The 16446-nt window shown below is 52.7% G+C and carries 12 protein-coding genes; 7 read left to right on the top strand and 5 right to left on the bottom strand.

Features of this window, described 5'->3' with window-relative positions; genetic code table 11:
• The 6 genes from ACO1NT_RS16025 to ACO1NT_RS16050 form a co-directional block, all read left to right on the top strand.
• A partial coding sequence (locus tag ACO1NT_RS16025) for a helicase-related protein (RefSeq protein WP_449049744.1) occupies nucleotides 1–977 on the top strand: 977 nt, incomplete at its 5' end.
• 250 nt (nucleotides 978–1227) lie between these two features.
• Nucleotides 1228–2862 (top strand): sensor histidine kinase, encoded by a 1635-nt coding sequence (locus ACO1NT_RS16030; protein ID WP_449049745.1) that lies wholly within the window; start codon nucleotides 1228–1230, stop codon nucleotides 2860–2862.
• Between the two features lie 43 nt (nucleotides 2863–2905).
• A complete protein-coding gene (locus ACO1NT_RS16035) occupies nucleotides 2906–3559 on the top strand; it encodes a response regulator (RefSeq protein WP_449049746.1) in 654 nt (217 codons plus the stop codon).
• A 740-nt stretch (nucleotides 3560–4299) separates the two neighbouring features.
• Complete coding sequence (locus ACO1NT_RS16040; RefSeq protein WP_449049747.1) at nucleotides 4300–5424, top strand: hypothetical protein; 1125 nt, start codon at nucleotides 4300–4302, stop codon at nucleotides 5422–5424.
• Nucleotides 5425–5456: 32 nt separating this feature from the next.
• On the top strand, nucleotides 5457–8153 hold the full coding sequence (locus tag ACO1NT_RS16045; protein ID WP_449049748.1) for an Ig-like domain-containing protein: 2697 nt from the start codon (nucleotides 5457–5459) through the stop codon (nucleotides 8151–8153).
• A 5-nt stretch (nucleotides 8154–8158) separates the two neighbouring features.
• Nucleotides 8159–9061 carry a PorP/SprF family type IX secretion system membrane protein gene (locus tag ACO1NT_RS16050; RefSeq protein WP_449049749.1) on the top strand — a complete coding sequence of 301 codons (903 nt, stop codon included), beginning with the start codon at nucleotides 8159–8161 and terminating at the stop codon, nucleotides 9059–9061.
• Between the two features lie 20 nt (nucleotides 9062–9081).
• On the opposite strand, the gene ACO1NT_RS16055 is transcribed toward ACO1NT_RS16050, so the two are convergent.
• The 5 genes from ACO1NT_RS16055 to ACO1NT_RS16075 form a co-directional block, all read right to left on the bottom strand.
• Complete coding sequence (locus ACO1NT_RS16055) at nucleotides 9082–10365, bottom strand: NAD(P)/FAD-dependent oxidoreductase (RefSeq protein ID WP_449049750.1); 1284 nt, start codon at nucleotides 10363–10365, stop codon at nucleotides 9082–9084.
• Between the two features lie 69 nt (nucleotides 10366–10434).
• The gene (locus ACO1NT_RS16060) at nucleotides 10435–11442 is read right to left on the bottom strand and encodes a 4-hydroxyproline epimerase (RefSeq protein ID WP_449049751.1); all 1008 of its coding nucleotides are present in this window, start codon (nucleotides 11440–11442) and stop codon (nucleotides 10435–10437) included.
• A gap of 32 nt (nucleotides 11443–11474) precedes the next feature.
• Nucleotides 11475–12959 (bottom strand): aldehyde dehydrogenase (NADP(+)), encoded by a 1485-nt coding sequence (locus tag ACO1NT_RS16065; RefSeq protein WP_449049752.1) that lies wholly within the window; start codon nucleotides 12957–12959, stop codon nucleotides 11475–11477.
• Entirely contained in the window at nucleotides 12956–13906 is a 951-nt protein-coding gene (locus ACO1NT_RS16070; protein ID WP_449049753.1) for a dihydrodipicolinate synthase family protein, read from the bottom strand. Before ACO1NT_RS16070 ends, ACO1NT_RS16065 begins: the two co-directional genes overlap by 4 nt.
• 132 nt (nucleotides 13907–14038) lie before the next feature.
• Nucleotides 14039–14908, bottom strand: coding sequence for a helix-turn-helix domain-containing protein (locus ACO1NT_RS16075; protein ID WP_449049754.1), 870 nt, complete (start codon nucleotides 14906–14908; stop codon nucleotides 14039–14041).
• A 462-nt stretch (nucleotides 14909–15370) separates the two neighbouring features.
• Here ACO1NT_RS16075 and ACO1NT_RS16080 point away from each other — a divergent pair, with 462 nt between their 5' ends.
• Nucleotides 15371–16417, top strand: a complete 1047-nt coding sequence (locus ACO1NT_RS16080; protein WP_449049755.1) for a hypothetical protein — start codon at nucleotides 15371–15373, stop codon at nucleotides 16415–16417.
• Nucleotides 16418–16446: the final 29 nt, after the last annotated feature.

The raw sequence follows: 16446 nt of genomic DNA on the forward strand, positions 1-16446 counted from the left end.
CGCGGAAGTTGTCGTTGGTAGAATACGGGTTCCGCCTGCCCGCAGCGCTGGATAACCGCCCCCTGAATTTTCCGGAGTTCGAATCCATCGTTGGCCAAACCATATATGTGAGCGCCACACCCGGTGATTATGAGTTGCAGCAAACGGAAGGAGTGGTAGTGGAACAGGTAATCCGTCCGACGGGGCTGCTCGACCCGATGATTGAAATACGTCCGGTGGTCAATCAGGTGGACGATCTGCTGGACGAAGTAGATCGGGTAACCAAAGAAGGCGGCAGGGTACTGGTAACTACCCTGACCAAACGCATGGCGGAGGAACTTACCAAGTACATGGCCAAGTTGGGCATCCGCGTGCGCTACATCCACTCGGAAATCAAGACGCTGGAGCGCGTGGAGATCTTACGTGGACTGCGGCTGGGCGAATTTGATGTGTTGGTAGGTATCAACCTGCTTAGGGAAGGGCTAGACCTGCCGGAGGTGACGTTGGTGGCCATCCTGGATGCCGATAAGGAAGGGTTCCTGCGGTCGGAGCGGTCGCTTATCCAAACTATCGGCCGTGCCGCGCGGAATGATAAGGGCCGTGTCATTATGTATGCCGATACGATTACGCAGAGCATGCGGGTGACCATCGACGAGACGAATCGGCGCCGCGAGAAGCAGATCCGTTACAATGAAGAGCATGGCATCACGCCCCGCACGGTGGGCAAATCGCGGGAAGCTATCCTGGAGCAGACCTCGGTGGCCGACTTCAAAGGGGAGGGGGCCAAGATTTACGTGGAACCGGAGCCGACGAGCAGCGTTGCTGCCGATCCGCTGGTGCAATACATGAGCAAGCCGCAGCTGCAGCAAGCTGTCGATAAGGTACGTAAAGATATGAACAAAGCAGCCAAGGAGATGGATTTCCTGCAGGCGGCCAAGCTGCGCGACGAGCTGTTTGCGCTGGAGAAAACATTTGCCGAGCTGTTTGGTGAAGGGTGAGTGCGAGTAGGGTAGGAAGACTAGCTGAAAAAACAATTGGCGGTTTAGCAAAGAACCACTAGTTTTGTTTCTAGCGCATTTCGTGCGCGTGAAGTAGCTAACGATTACGATGAAAAGCCTGTTGGCCGCCTTATGTTCGTGCGTTTTATTAAGCTGTTGGTCCTGCCAATGGCAGTCTGGCAGCGGGCTACACATCACATCGACAGATAGCGTTTTCTTGTACCACGCTTTCACGCAAGCCGACAGCTTCATGGACCTAGACCATTACGACTCGGCCCAGGTGTGGCTCAATAAAATACATCGGCGCGAAAGCTACCGCAAGCCGTCGTTGTTTGCTTACTTTCTCACCGCTCGCCAAGCCGAAATCTATTATTACAACAATCTCCGGGGTCTGGGAATGCAGGAAGCACTACGGGCTAGGCATGTAGCCACCGTCTTAAATGACAGCATTCTCCTGCTTGATGCACAAAATTTCATCGGACTGTTCCATATGATGGCTGGCCAATACGAAGATGCGGTAAGCCAGTTCAGGTTGGGTTTGGTATTTACACGCGCCGCGAAGGAAAGCAATGATACAGACTACATACCCTTGTCCCGACCGCTCCACCTCTATGGTAACCTCGCAGAGGCCTTTGAAAAACTGCGGCAAACCGATAGCGCCATTTTTTACAGCAAAAGGTCGTTGGATGAAGCCAACCGCAGTGGAAATTTAAGAGGAATGGCGACGGCCACCCTCAACTTGAGCTTTGCCTATCTGTTAAGTGGAGAACTTAACCATGCCGGCAGGTTGTTTGCTGAGGTAGTTGACCACGCCGCCAAAGGCAAGGACTTTGATGTGGAACTGGCCGGCTATGGCGGGCTGGCTACATGCGCTGCACAACGGTCTGATCGGTTGGAGGCGCTTCATCAATTAAGCCGTGGCTTTACCCTCTTAGGTAACTATCCACAACTCAACGATTTCTATAAAGGGATTTTTCTCCGGCAAGCGGAGGCTATTTATCGGCGATACGATGAGGATGATGCCTTGATTAAAACGCTTGACACCAAGTCCAGTTTGCTGGAGGCCACGTACACGCGCAATAACCGGCAATTGCAAACCTTGTTGAATTCGGGCTTGGAGAATGAGAAGCGCATCCTCGATCTGGAATTAGCAGAGGCCCGTGCTAGCCAGCAGCTCGCCAATAGACGCCTCTATATCGCATTATTGGTTGTCCTGTTGGTTGTCGTCATGTTTGCGGCATACCGCTATTTCCTTCGGGAGCGATTGCGTTTGTCGTCGCTTCGGAATAAAATCAGCCAGGATTTACACGACGAAGTGGGGGCTACGCTCAGCGGTATCGCCATGTATTCGCATATCACGGAAGAAGAGGTGAAAAAGGCACGGTATGACGAAGCGACCCATCTTATCGGACTCATCAAAGGGAATGCGTCAACCATGGTGTCTACGCTGAGCGATATCGTATGGGCGGTGAACCCGGTACAAGATACCCTGCATGCACTATTGCAACGGCTAAAGGATTTTGCCTTTCCGTTGACCAGTGCGGCCCATATTTCGCTGTTGATGGATTGGGATGATTCGCTGGTCTCCGTGCGCCTGCCAATGGAACACCGTAAGAACATTTACCTCATTGGTAAGGAGGCCATCAATAACGCAGTGAAGCATAGCGGGTGTTCGACCATCCGGGTGGAGGTTGACCTTATGGTCAAGCAACTGCGGCTCAAAGTGGAGGACGACGGTGTGGGGTTTGAAAGTTCCGCCCCGCAACCGGGCAATGGAATGGTCAATATGGCCGATCGGGCCGACCAGATCCGTGCCGTGTTGAAGGTCGTCAGCAGAACCGGAACGGGGACGATTATCCATTTGGAGTGCCCAATCACCCAGTGAGGTATTGCGCGGTAGGAAAGAACATGGGATTTTTGACGTAGCAATGGAAAACCAGGATATCCGTGTCGCCATTTTTGAAGACAACCGCACGCACCGCGACGCGCTGTGCATCCTCATTGCCCATGCCGAAGGGATGTGTTGTGTCGGTGCATTCCCCAATGCCAACCACCTGGAGGCAGATATCGGGTTTTGCAAGCCCGATGTGGTGTTCATGGATATCGAAATGCCCCGCCGATCGGGCATTGAGGCCACCCAGGCCATTAAACAGCATTTTCCCGAAATAAAGGTGCTGATGCAAACGGTATTCGACGAACAGGATAAAATATTCTATGCCCTGTGCGCTGGAGCGTCGGGCTATATCCTGAAAAGCGATTCGCCCGAGAAGCAATTGGACGCCATCCGGGAGGTGTATGCAGGGGGAGGACCGATGTCTGCATCCATTGCCCAGAAGGTACTGGCGTTTTTCCGTCAACAGGTAATCGCGCCGCAATTCGATGCGGTCGATATCCAGCTCAGTGAACGTGAGTACGAAATCCTGAAATGGCTGAAAGACGGATTGAGCGGCCCCGCTATCGCCGAGAAAGCATTCATCAGTTATGAAACCGTGCGCACGCACCTGAAAAACATCTACAAAAAGTTGCACGTGGCCAACCGTACCGAAGCCGTGATCAAAGCCAAGCAACGAGGCCTGTTCTAAAATCACCCATTGGGGTATTTTATCCCAGCTGCCTATCCCTCAGTTTTGTAGTAGTTAAACAGTTCATTAAAATACGACTACGATGAATCGGATTATTTGTTTTTCATTAGGCTTACTGTTATGCGTCAGCGCTTGCAAGAAAGACGGTACGGTTGACGAACGTCAACTGAAGGAAAAAATGCTGGCCACGAAAATCGACAATGTCATCCCGAGGCAATATGTCGATTCCCTGAAAAAGTATGGATTTGAAGTGAATATGGGCGCCCAACCGCCAGATATCACCGGCTCGTACCTGATCAGCCCGCCGGTATTGGAACGGTCCAATCTGAATGACCAGCCGGGTAGGTCATTCAGCGATAATGCGATCCGGTTCTTTAATCAGAACGCTGAAGACTTTTCCATCGAACTGGAATCCTTGCAGAATGATAAACGGCGCACGAGCGTCCGCACGGTCATCTCGGGTGCCGACGACCGGTTTACCGTGTATGGTATTTTGATGTCTGAACAGGGCGAAAAGAAATCTGAATTCGCTTACCTCTATTCCGGAACCATCGAGGAAGGGGGTATCCGAAACCTGAAGTATGGGTTGGTCAATATCGATAACGACGGTGACGGCGCATTTTTCAAGGTGGGCGGTTGCCGGGTCATCTACCACGGGGATGGCATTTCCGACCGGCAGTCACCCCAATCCAGAAGCAATGATTACGATTCGATAAACACAATAATTAAACCCACTCATCATGAAACATCTATTTACTATTTTACTGATAGGATTTGCCGGAGCGGCCTCGGCCCGGGTACACACCGTGAACAATGCCGAGTTCGGAGGGGCTCAGTTCAAGACCATCCAGGAAGCCGTTGACGCAGCTGCCCATGGCGATACCATCTTCATCCACGGTAGCCCTATTGAGTACGCTGCTTTCAAGCAGGAAAATAAGCGGCTCACCTTTATCGGACCGGGTTGGGCGCCTGCCAAGAATAATCCTGTCCGTGCCGTGATAAACGGCGTGCCGACGGTTTTCAACACGGCTTCTGCTCAAGCTGACGCTACCTGCAACGGAAGTGTTTACCAAGGATTGGTTGTCATGTCAAATTTCGAGTTTGCGGGCACGTCCGCTGCCGCGCTACCCGTCAATAACATCCGTATTGAGCGCTGCGAGTTCCGGGGGCGTATCGGCATTAATATAGGAGGAGGTAACTACATCATTGAAGGCAACTACTTCACCGGGTCGGTCGTTGGCTTCGGGTTTGCCGCTAACAAGAGTTACTCCAATTTCCTTTTCCAGAACAATGTGTTCCGCATCGGCAATTTTAACAACGGTGTCACTTCGGGATTGAACAATGCCAGTAATTTCATTTTTGACCATAACCTCTTTTATACCAACCAGCCCGGTACAAGCGGGTCGGCGGTATTTCGCAATGCAGCCAACAAGTTCTTGACCATTACCAACAACGTATTCGTGAACATGGACGTGGCCAGTGAGCTGTCCCAATCGACCTTCAACAACAACATCACGTTCTATAGGTCGGATGTGGTTGTGCCCGAAGCACCGTGGTTGGTGAACGATAACATCGATGGCGGCGGAAATCATCACAATACGAATCCGCAGCTTACGGCGCAGGACGAGGTCAACGAAGGTGTCGACAACCCGTTGCTCGACTTTTCTATTGCGACGGGGCCCGCCAACGACAGCGGCACCGATGGCAAGGACCTCGGACTGCTGTTTGACGAGACGGGAAGCCTGAACTGGTTGAATGCCCGCGCTGCGCGCCTACCGTTTATTTTCAGCATGAACATCACCAACCCTACCATCGGTCCGGGCGAGGAACTGCATGTGGAGGTGACCGCCAAGAAGCAGAATTAACCCGTAGCGGGAGCGCACTAAAGCGATATGCGATGAGAAGATTGTTAACAGCGATATGCCTGTTGGCCGGCCTGTTGGCCAACGGGCAGGTCATCCACCGCGCCGAGTACATAATCGATACGGACCCGGGTGTGGGCAACGGGGTAGCCATTCCCATCGGCGGCAGCGGCGAGTCCGTGTCGTTCGAAGCGCCGGTACCTACGGCGGCGCTTGCCGATGGTTTCCACAACCTCCTTGTGCGGGTGCAGTATGACGACGGTACTTGGGGGCTTGCCGAAAGCCGAACATTTTACATCATGGGTGTCGGCGAAGTGGTAGCCGATGTCGCGGCAGCCGAATATTTTATCGATACGGATCCGGGGGTAGGCAACGGCCGCCTATTGACGGTGGGCGGTACAGGTGCCTCGGTAACGTTCACGGCGGCTATTCCCACGGCGGGGCTCGGTATAGGGTTTCATAACCTGATGATTCGCGCGCGCGATGCGGATGGCCGGTGGAGCTTGGTTGAGAACCGCATGTTTTACCTGTCTAATGTCGGCGAGGACGCACCGGATATCGTGGCCGTCGAATACTATATCGATGCCGATCCCGGCGTAGGAAAGGGCAAGGCCCTTGCTATTAACACGGCAGGGGGCGGTGTTTCGTTGGCGGTGGATTTGCCCACCGACGGCCTTGCCCATGGTTTCCATAACCTCCATATCCGTGGTCGGGATGCCGCGGGCAACTGGGGGTTGGTGGAGTCGCGGGTGTTCTTCATCACCGATCAGGGGCTACCGGCGGTGGACATCACCGATGCGGAGTTTTTTATCGATGAAGACCCCGGTGTGGGCAACGGTGTACCTATTGCTATCGGCCCCGCAGCGGGGACAGCCGAGTTTGTCGTCGATGTGCCCACCGAAGGGCTTACTATCGGCGAACACCTATTGTTTGTCCGTGCGAAAAGCGCCAATGGCTGGGGTGGGGCCGAGTCACACGAATTCACCATTGCCGAATCGACAAAACCGGAACCTCCGGTCATCGAATCGGTTGGCGGCGATGACGCTTTCCCGGTGCTGACCAATAGTCCTACACCTTTGATTATCGGTACGGCGGAGCCGGGTCTTTCGGTTGAGGTCTTCGCAGATGGGTTGTCACGGGGGACGGTTACGGCCGATGAAGCAGGAACGTGGTCCCTTACGCCGGCCGAACCGCTGGTCGATGGCACACATACGCTTACCGCCGTGGCCATCAGCGATACGGATGAAACCAGTGAGCCGAGCAATGCCGTTGAATTGATTGTAGACACGGAAGCTCCGGCAAACGTGGCGATATCCAGTGTGGACGGCCGTACCGAGCCCGAGTTCTTTACATCCAATCCGCGGCCTGTCTTATTGGGTACGACCGACGCTGGTGCTTCCGTTGAGCTATTCGACGGTGCCGCCAGCCTAGGTACCGTCACCGCAGATGCGGAAGGCGTATTCAGTTTTACGCCAACGGCGGATTTACCGGATGGCAATTATGCGGTGACCGCTGTTGCCACCGACGCAGCAGGCAACGCCACTGCTCCTACCGAAGTGTTCGCCTTCACCATCGATACGCGGGTGCCGGGTGTGCCTATCATTGCCACGGTTGATGGGCGAGACGATTCCCCCGCGCTCATCAACGTGCAAACGCCTGAAATTACCGGTACGGCAGATCCCGGCGTTTCCGTGGAAATCGTTGCCGGCACCACGGTGCTTGGGTCGGCCACAGCCGATGCAAACGGTGGGTTTGCATTCGTTCCGACTTCAGCTATGACGGATGGTACGCACATCCTATCCGCCGTGGCCGTGGGTCCATCCGGACTACGTAGCGCGGCGAGCGAAACATTCACGGTAAACATCGATACCAAAGCGCCCGACGCACCGTTGTTGACCGAGGTGGATGGTCACACGGACGAAGGCTTCGTTACTGCCAACAACCGATTGCCGATTGTTGGCAAGGCAGAGCCGGGAGCAACCGTAAAAATCTTTAGTGGCTCGGCATCCTTGGGTACCGTGCGGGTAGACGAATCCGGCAACTTCATATTCGTCCCGTCGGCTGCATTTCCAGACGGAGTATATGTGTTGACGGCTGTCGCTACCGATGACGCCGGTAATACCGGCGAAGCAGGGGAAGGCTTCGGTTTTACCGTTGATACCACGCCGCCCGACGCACCGCTTATAGAGCAGGTGGATGGCCAGCATACACCGGAACTGCTGACCCTCAACAGGCAGCCCGAAGTGGTGGGCCGTTCCGAACCGGAAGCGACGGTTGAAATTTACATGGACGATCAGTTGGTGGCAACCGTCACCACCGGTGCCGATGGCGTATTCCGTTTTGTTCCGCCCCAGCCGCTGGAGGAAGGTGCCTACGTGTTGACCGCTGTTGCGACGGATGGTGTAGGGAACCGAAGCACACCGGGTGCAGCTTTTCCGTTCACCATCAAAATTGACCGTACCATCCGGGCAAACAACGTGCTTACGCCGAATGGTGATGGGATCAACGACCTGTTGGTGTTCGAAAACCTGGCGTTCTATCCCGATAATATACTTCGTATCGTCGATCGATCAGGACGATTGATCTACAGCCGACGCAATTATGCTAATGATTGGGACGGTTACCTAAATGGTAAACCCTTAGCAGAAGGCACCTATTATTATGTGTTGGAAGTGGGAGACGAAACGCCGTCGGTGAGATCTTTCGTCACCATCATCCGAAATAACCGATAATCATCATGTACGCGATAACGATATCTCCATGCAAGGACGGCTTCTGGAAAGCGGCCCTTGTTGTCCTGCTCATTGCGGTGTTCACCGAGGTAAAGGGGCAGTTGCGGCCATTAAGTGCCACCCACTACTTTAATGGTTATTTACAGAATCCAGCATTGGCGGGTTTAGATCCGCTTTGGCACGTGAATATGGGGCTAAGACAGCAGTTTCCCGCTTTCAGGGGGGCACCACAAACCCAAGCGATTACCCTGGACAAAGGTTTTACGGAAAAATCGGGGGTCGGAATCCGATTTGCGAACGATAAGGCCGGCGTGCTAGGAGAAATGTATATCGGTGCTTCCTATGCCTACCACCTCCCCTTGGCACAGGCGCAGTACCTTGATTTTGGGTTGTTATTGTCGGTAAGTGATTACCGGCTGAATAAACAGGGAATATCCGGCGACCTGAACGATCCCGATTTGGTTGCGGTGGACAACCGTAAACCCCAGGTTGATAGTGAATTTGGCATCGCCTATCGCTCGCCTTCCGCCACGCTCCAGGCCATCTTGCCTAAACTTGTTTGGCAGATGGGCAGGCGTACCGAGGCGGTCGACTACACTTGGTTGGTAGCTTCAGCGAGCTATCGTTGGGTAACGAGTAATGCGGTGATTGAGCCGAAAGTGTTCTACAGAAGTGTAAAGGGTTATACGGATTTGGTGGGTGTATCCACCCAGGTTACATTCAACTCCTCCACGGGAAATGATTTAGGGATTTTTGGGACGTACCACAGCGCTCGCTACGCAACATTGGGTTTTTCGTTGGATTATGCCGAAAGTTTTAAGTTCATGGTAGGGTATACCATAGGCACGACAGCAACAAGTCGAATCAGTGCGGGTGAGTTGGAGGTCGGCCTTGGATTGGCTTTTTAATAAACCGGGATATATGTTATTTAATTAAACCGCTCGGGGTCAAACAACCGGATATCGACGGATGTCCTTTCCTCATGTGCGAGTTCGGAGACAATCTTGCCGGCTGCCGGCCCGAGACTAAGGCCCATCATGCCCATCCCGCCGGCAATAATGAGGTTGGAGATTGATTTCGCTCGACCGAGATAGGGAAGCCCATCCGGCGAGCAGGGACGGAATCCATGCCAAACCGACTTCTCGTCGGGCATTGGCAGTTCATACCCTGCATAATACTGTGGTATGGCATTCACAATGCCTTCCACCCGTTTCCGATTAATGCGGTGATTGATGGAGGCGAGTTCCATCGTGCCACCGATGCGCACCTGCCCGCCCATGGGCGTGATTGCCACGCGGGCTTCCAGCAGCAGTGCGGGGTGCCGTAACTTGCCTTCGAATGCCGAGGTCATGAAGGAGTAACCTTTGCCGGCCATCATCGGGATGGTGATACCTGCCTTATTGGCCAATTGGTCCAACCAAGCACCGCCGGTAAGTACGATGGTATCTGCCGTATACTCTTCGTCTGCGGTGGTTACCCGCGCGATTTTATCGCCGATGCGCACGAACCCCGTAACTTCGGCATGGGAAACGAGTGCTACGCCCAACTGCCTAAGCTGCTTCTGAAGTGCCGCCATCAACGCCGGGGGATAAAGATGGGCATCGCTGAGAAAATGGGTGGCACCGAAGACATCCAACCGGACATTCGGTTCGAGGGCCTGCACCTGTTCGCGGTTCAGTATCCCGACATCAAGGCCCAAATCGGTGGCCCGTTCGGCCAGGTGGACTTCCTCTTCCCACGTTTTTTCTGTTTTGCACAGCATGAGGATGCCGCGGTGTGCCAGTCCGAAATCATCACCCAGTTCAGCGGCCAACTCATCATAAAGGTCTTTGCTGAGGTTATTCAAGGCGAGGATATGTGGAGCTGAACGGATTACGTGCCGTTCATTGGCATGCCGGATAAATTTCAATCCCCACGAAATCATCGAGCGGCTGAGCGACGGCTTCATGTAAAAGGGACTGCGGCTATCGAACAGCCATTTGATGCCCTGTGTTACCACGCCCGGTGCAGCCAGCGGTGTGAAATGGCTGGGCACAATCATCCCGGCGTTGCCGTAGGAGCAGTTGTCGGTGAAATCGTCCCGATCTAATACAGTAACTTTCCAGCCATCTTGGGCCAGGTAATAGGCAGATGCGAGGCCGACGATGCCGCCGCCCACGATCAGGGCGCTTCCTCGGGATTGGATGGCGGCAGGTATATGACTAGTAGTCATTTTTTTGAGATGGGTTTTGAAATTAAACTAACGACTTACGACCAATGACTTACGACTTACGACTTATGACTAGATAACCTGAAACCCATGTGCATACGGATCGTCGTCGTCGATAATGATGGTATTGTAACCGGTTACCATGGCCCAACCCTCGATACCCGGCACGATGGCCGGTTTTCCGTCGCCGAAAGCGTTGGATAGTTCCTCTTCGATGGTGCCTGTGAATTTGGAGCCGATGATACTCTCGTGAACAAATTGATCGCCCGCCTTGAGTTTACCTTTGGCATGCCATTGCGCCATGCGTGCGGATGTACCCGTGCCACAGGGCGACCGGTCGATGGCTTTGTCGCCATAAAACACGGCGTTCCTAGCCGTAGATGTAGGGTCAAGTGTGGCACCGGTCCACTGGATATGGCTAAGGCCATTGATGTTACTGTCTTCCGGATGGGCGAAGGTATACTGGTCGTTCAGCCGGTTACGCAATACGCGGCTCCAGCTAATCAGTTGGTCGGCCGAGTGGTGTTCCAGCCCCTTGAAATGTTCCTGCGGATCGATGATGGCGTAGAAGTTTCCACCATAGGCTACATCTACCGTTAGGGTTCCGAGGTCGGGGCAGTCGACGGCCAGTCCTTCAGCGGCCAGGAACGATTTTACGTTGGTCAGTTTCACCGACCTAACCTTTTTACCCTCCTGCACGTATTTGATTAACACCAGTCCCGCAGGCGTTTCGAGCCGCAGCTTACCCGGCGTTTTCGGGATGATCAGGCCCTCCTCGATGGCGATGGTTACCGTGCCGATGGTGCCGTGGCCACACATGGGCAGGCATCCGCTGGTTTCGATGTATAGTACGCCCGTATCGTTGGCCGGGTCGGCTGGCGGATAAAGGATGCTACCGCTCATCATATCGTGGCCGCGGGGCTCGAACATCAGGCCTTTACGTATCCAATCGTGCTCTGCCATGAAATGCAGGCGGCGCTCCATCATATTTTTGCCTGTCAATTGCGGGCCGCCGCCCGCTACCAGTCGCACCGGATTCCCACAGGTATGGGCATCAATACAGAAGAAGGTTTTTCTCACGGGTTACTTTTTTTGCTCTTTGCTCTTTTGCGTCAGTCTATTTGAGTTTGTGTCAGCTTGCCATTCACTGTACGCCAGATGCCCAGTGGATTGGTGTTTTTCAGTTCATCGGGCAGCAGCTCGTCGGGCCAGTTCTGGTAACTGATGGGCCGCGCAAAGCGCTTGATGGCATCGGGCCCCACCGAGGTGAACCGGCTGTCGGTGGCGGCCGGGTATGGACCGCCGTGCTGCATCGATCCGCAGACTTCCACGCCCGTGGGGAAGCCATTGAACAGCAAGCGGCCACTTTTATCCGCCAGTGCTGCGATGAGCTCCCGGTGGTGTTCCAATTCAGTAGGCTCGGCCAGTACAGTTGCCGTAAGCTGCCCCTCGAGTTGGTTCGCTACCGCCAAAGCCTCCGTTGGGGTGTCATACGTTACCACAAGCCCGAACGGGCCGAACACTTCTTCGCTCAATTTCGGGTTGGCCAAAAATTCCTGTGCCGAAACGGTGGCTACTGTGGCGTTGCCATGGGTTTGCGGTGTGGTCTCATCTACTGCAACCAATATATCTATTCCCGCTTGGGCCAGCAAGTCGGTCTTGTTTTTATGGTAAGATGCCGCAATGCCCGGATGCAGCATCGCGGCGGGCGCTACTTGTTCGATCTGTGTTTTCAGGGTGTCGAGGAAACGCGGTAGCTCCGCGTTGTTGGGCGCTACGAATATACCGGGGTTGGTACAGAACTGTCCCACACCCAAGGTGAGCGAACCGGCATATTGCGTGGCCACTTCTTCCGCACGGGTGGCTAGTCGCTCCGGAAGCAGGAAAACCGGGTTGACACTGCCCATTTCGGCAAATACCGGAATCGGCTCCGGCCGTTGGCTGGCCAGATCGAACAGCGTCCTGCCGCCGTAGAGCGAGCCGGTGAAACCGACGGCTTTGACAAGCGGATGCTTCACCAGGTATTGGCCACCGGTGGCACCGTGGGTGGCTATGGCGGCAAACAGGCCGCTGGGCATACCCGTTTTTTCCACCGCATGTTCAATTGCATTGGCCATGATGGCGGATGTTTTGGGGTGCCCCGAATGGGCTTTGAAAATAACTGCGCAACCGGCTGCGATGGCCGACGCCGTATCACCGCCGGCGGTGGAAAAAGCAAACGGGAAATTGCTCGCCCCGAATACAACCACGACACCTAGCCCGGTATACGCTTTGCGGATATCGGGCTTGGGTGGGGTGCGGTCTGGGATCGCCGTGTCGATCTGCACAGGTAGTACATTGCTATGCACCAACGCATCGGCATAGCAACGCCATTGGTACACCGTGCGCGCTTTTTCGCCTGTGAGGCGGGCCTCGGGGAGGTTTGTCTCCGATTGGGCGGCGGAAATCAATTCCGCGCCGAGGGCCTCGATTTCATCGGCAACGGCATGCATGAGCACGGCACGTTGCTTAATGGTCAATTGCCTGAAGTTTAAAAAAGCTTCCTGCGCCCGCTGTACGTAGGGGTCGATTTCCTGAATGGGGATGTTTTCGCTCATGATACTTGCTCAATTGTTTTCCGGAGCGGTAAATTTAAGTAATCTGGCAATACCGGACGAGTGGCGATGGCATCGCTGATAATTTTTTGTACACGGGCAAGCTCTTCGCCTTCCAATGGTAGCCGTGGGGCCCGTACGTATTCATTGCTCAGCCCTTCGGCCGTTGCCGCCAATTTGATGTATTGCACCAGCCGCGGATGGATATCCAATTCCAATAGGGGCATGAACCATCGGTATATGGCCAATGCTTCGTCTAACCGGCCCGCTTCGGCCAACCGGTAAATGGCAACCGTTTCGCGCGGGAACGCATCGACGAGGCCTGCCACGGAGCCATGCGCACCCATCAATTGGCTCTCCAAGGAGATGGTATCCACACCGCCCAATATCTTGAATCGGTCGCCGAAACGGTTGATCATCCGTGTGATATTGGTGAGGTCGCGCGTGGATTCCTTCACAGCATTTATATTCGGCGATGCTTCGAGCTGGGCAAACATTTCCACGGTTACGTGGATGGCGTAGTCCACAGGATTGTTATAGATCATAATGGATAAACTCGTGGCTGCCGCTACCGCTTTGAAATACTCCACCACCTCCCGGTCTGATGCCCGGTACCGCATGGGGGGCAGTAACATCAACCCGTCCGCACCCATCCGCTCGGCCTCCTGTGCCGCACTTACCGCTTCGGCGGTAGCCTGTTCCGCGATATTAAGAATAACGGGTATATGGTTGGGTACGTTTTTTTTTGCAAATACCAGCAGGTCGTATTTTTCTTGCGTAGTTAATGTACTGACTTCCCCTAATGAACCTGCAATGATTAAGCCGGCAACTCCGGCGTCGATCTGGGCCAGGAAATTCTTTTTGAACATATCATAATCAATCGTGCCCGCTTCCGTGAAGGGTGTCAATAGTGCGGGGTAAACCCCATGCCAAAGTTTAGTTGTGTTCATGTTATCGTTATGTGTGTTAATGGATGGCGGGCTATGATGTCAACGCCAAATGATTGGCACAAATATATGGGTAAACAGTAGGGTAAACCAGCCGCTAATTAATCAATGCTATGCAGATATTAACAATAGGGTTTATTTCACGTTGTTGAGGTATTGGGATAGATATTCCTTGGGCGACGTACCAGCGACGCTTTTAAATACACGATTGAAGTTGGTGATGCTGTTAAACCCGCTATTGTAGGCCACCGTCGCGATGCAATCAAATTCGCCTGATGTGAGCCTTTTGCAAGCCTGATGGATGCGCATCTTGTTGAGAAACGTTACAAAAGTTACACCCGTATGTTTCTTGAAATACCTGCAGAAAGCCTGCGGCGTGAGATGGGCTTCTGCGGCGACTTCCTCCAGCGTAAGCGCATTTTGATAGCGCTGCAGGACATAATTATAGATATTTCCCATCCGCATCCCTTCCCCGTTGGAAATGTGTTCCCCGTTACATGTCGACAGGTGCTTGGGCTTGGGGCTCATCCGGCAAAAAATGCGTAGCAGGTGCAGGAAATGCAGCATTTGATCCATGTCACTCGATTCCCTGAGTTTGAGGATATACCTGGATACCGACTTGAAATGTATTTCGGGGAGCCTGAACCCGCCTTTATATTCTTTGAGGAATAGATTCAATTGGCTCAATTCGGGCAAATGGAGGAGATGGGCGAGGCGGCCGTTCGGGTCGTAAAAAACAGATAGGGTATGGATTCCGGTTGTGGCAGACTGGCGGTTGCTTTTGAATACGTGCGATTGGTTTGGGGCGATCATGAAGATATCATCAGGCCGGAAGGAATGCATGGTGTTATCGGTGATCAACGTGCCCTCACCTTTGATTATCCAGATCAATTGTGCCTCTTTATGCCTATGCAAATGGGGATAGAATCGGGGCAAGTTGTCTTCCTGGACCATGACGGTTTTATCGGGCGTCACCGGAACGGTAAATTGAAGTGTCCTCATCATCTTATTATCGAAAACCTACTCGTAAATGTACGGATATTAACCTTGTTTCCAAACCCCGATATACCGCTTCGGTAAACGATGCCAGATGGATCGGTTTTTTTTCTTTTTTTATTGGTTAAAGTTCGTTTAAAATGTTACATTCGCTGACAAATTAACTAATTGTTTCTGCCAACCCTTATGTCATTTGATTAGCTATCTATACAGCCGCACGCTTGCCCTGGGACTGGCTTGCTTGGTTGATGTCGATTTATTCCATCGGTTCATATATTATTGTGTCTATTCGCTCCCAAAGCTGGGAAACCATTCAACAACTTTCGGTAGGTGGGTATTTTCTTTTCGCGAATGAGTAGCGTATATACCACAATTCTCGTTATGAATCAGGAACGCAGCGAAAAGCTGGCAGGTTAATTGAAGCAGGTTAATTGTCGATGCGCATTACTTATTGATATAATTACAAGCTAGATGACGGTATTTAACGGGAAGAAAATTATTTTAGGAGCGCCAACTGCGTACGGTTTTTCTGAAATTATTGAGCAGGAGCTGCGACATCAGGGTTTCGAGGTGTATAACTTGTCTTTGCCCCGCGCCCCTTTTAAATATAGAAATGTATTCGAACGATTAAATGCTTATTTGCACCGGAATTTCCTTGGTCACCCCGATTACAAGACCTATCTGAAATTTAAGCGTGTCGAAGGCGAAATGTTGGATCGCGTAGCTAAGATACCCCGTGTGGATTACGCCTTGCTGATCCGTCCGGACCAGTATTCCGAAGACATCATCAACATGATTGGCCTAAAGGCAGACAAGACAATTGGCTATCAATGGGATGGTCTGAACCGCTTTCCCGAGGTGTACAAGCGGATCGGTCTTTTCGATCGTTTTTTTGTCTTCGACCCGAAAGATGCCAGGTACCCTGCTATGCTGCCGGCAACGAATTTCTATACCAATTCTTTTGATGTAGGACCAAGTGAGGAGCACGAATCGGATGTGTACTATGTGGGAACATATATGAAACGGCGCGCCTCGCAATTGGAAGAAATCATCACGAGCCTTCAGGATTATGGCCTTTCTGTCAAATATCACATTTGCAAATTCAGGAAGCGGAAGCCACGATTTAAGTTTTTGGACACCTCGTCGACGGATTTGACTTATGGCGAAAATCTGCGCTATGCGTTTAACAGCAAGATTTTGTTGGATGTACCGACAACCCATCACAATGGCTTGTCTTTCCGGGTATTTGAAGCTATTGGTTTCGGCAAGAAACTCATCACCACCAATAAAGCGATCAAGCAGTATGATTTTTATCACCCTGATAATATTTTGATTTGGCAAGGTCAGTCGCGAGAAGTGCTAACCGATTTTCTTAATGCGCCGTACATGGAATTGGCAACCCATATAAAAGAAAGTTACAGTTTCAATAATTGGATAAATGCTTTGCTCCGCGAGGACCGGCTCGAACGTGAGGCGATACCTTCCCGTGTTGACCTCCAACCGACGTTGGCCTATTGATTTGGCTCTCGCGGTGTGGTACGACCTTC

This window comes from Parapedobacter sp., assembly GCF_053550995.1.

Coding starts and splice junctions, on each gene's coding strand:
- ACO1NT_RS16070 (WP_449049753.1), bottom strand. CDS start 13,906: ATGAACACAACTAAACTTTGGCATGGGGTTTACCCCGCACTATTGACA.
- ACO1NT_RS16040 (WP_449049747.1), top strand. CDS start 4,300: ATGAAACATCTATTTACTATTTTACTGATAGGATTTGCCGGAGCGGCC.
- ACO1NT_RS16075 (WP_449049754.1), bottom strand. CDS start 14,908: ATGATGAGGACACTTCAATTTACCGTTCCGGTGACGCCCGATAAAACC.
- ACO1NT_RS16065 (WP_449049752.1), bottom strand. CDS start 12,959: ATGAGCGAAAACATCCCCATTCAGGAAATCGACCCCTACGTACAGCGG.
- ACO1NT_RS16080 (WP_449049755.1), top strand. CDS start 15,371: ATGACGGTATTTAACGGGAAGAAAATTATTTTAGGAGCGCCAACTGCG.
- ACO1NT_RS16035 (WP_449049746.1), top strand. CDS start 2,906: ATGGAAAACCAGGATATCCGTGTCGCCATTTTTGAAGACAACCGCACG.
- ACO1NT_RS16055 (WP_449049750.1), bottom strand. CDS start 10,365: ATGACTACTAGTCATATACCTGCCGCCATCCAATCCCGAGGAAGCGCC.
- ACO1NT_RS16050 (WP_449049749.1), top strand. CDS start 8,159: ATGTACGCGATAACGATATCTCCATGCAAGGACGGCTTCTGGAAAGCG.
- ACO1NT_RS16045 (WP_449049748.1), top strand. CDS start 5,457: ATGAGAAGATTGTTAACAGCGATATGCCTGTTGGCCGGCCTGTTGGCC.
- ACO1NT_RS16030 (WP_449049745.1), top strand. CDS start 1,228: ATGGACCTAGACCATTACGACTCGGCCCAGGTGTGGCTCAATAAAATA.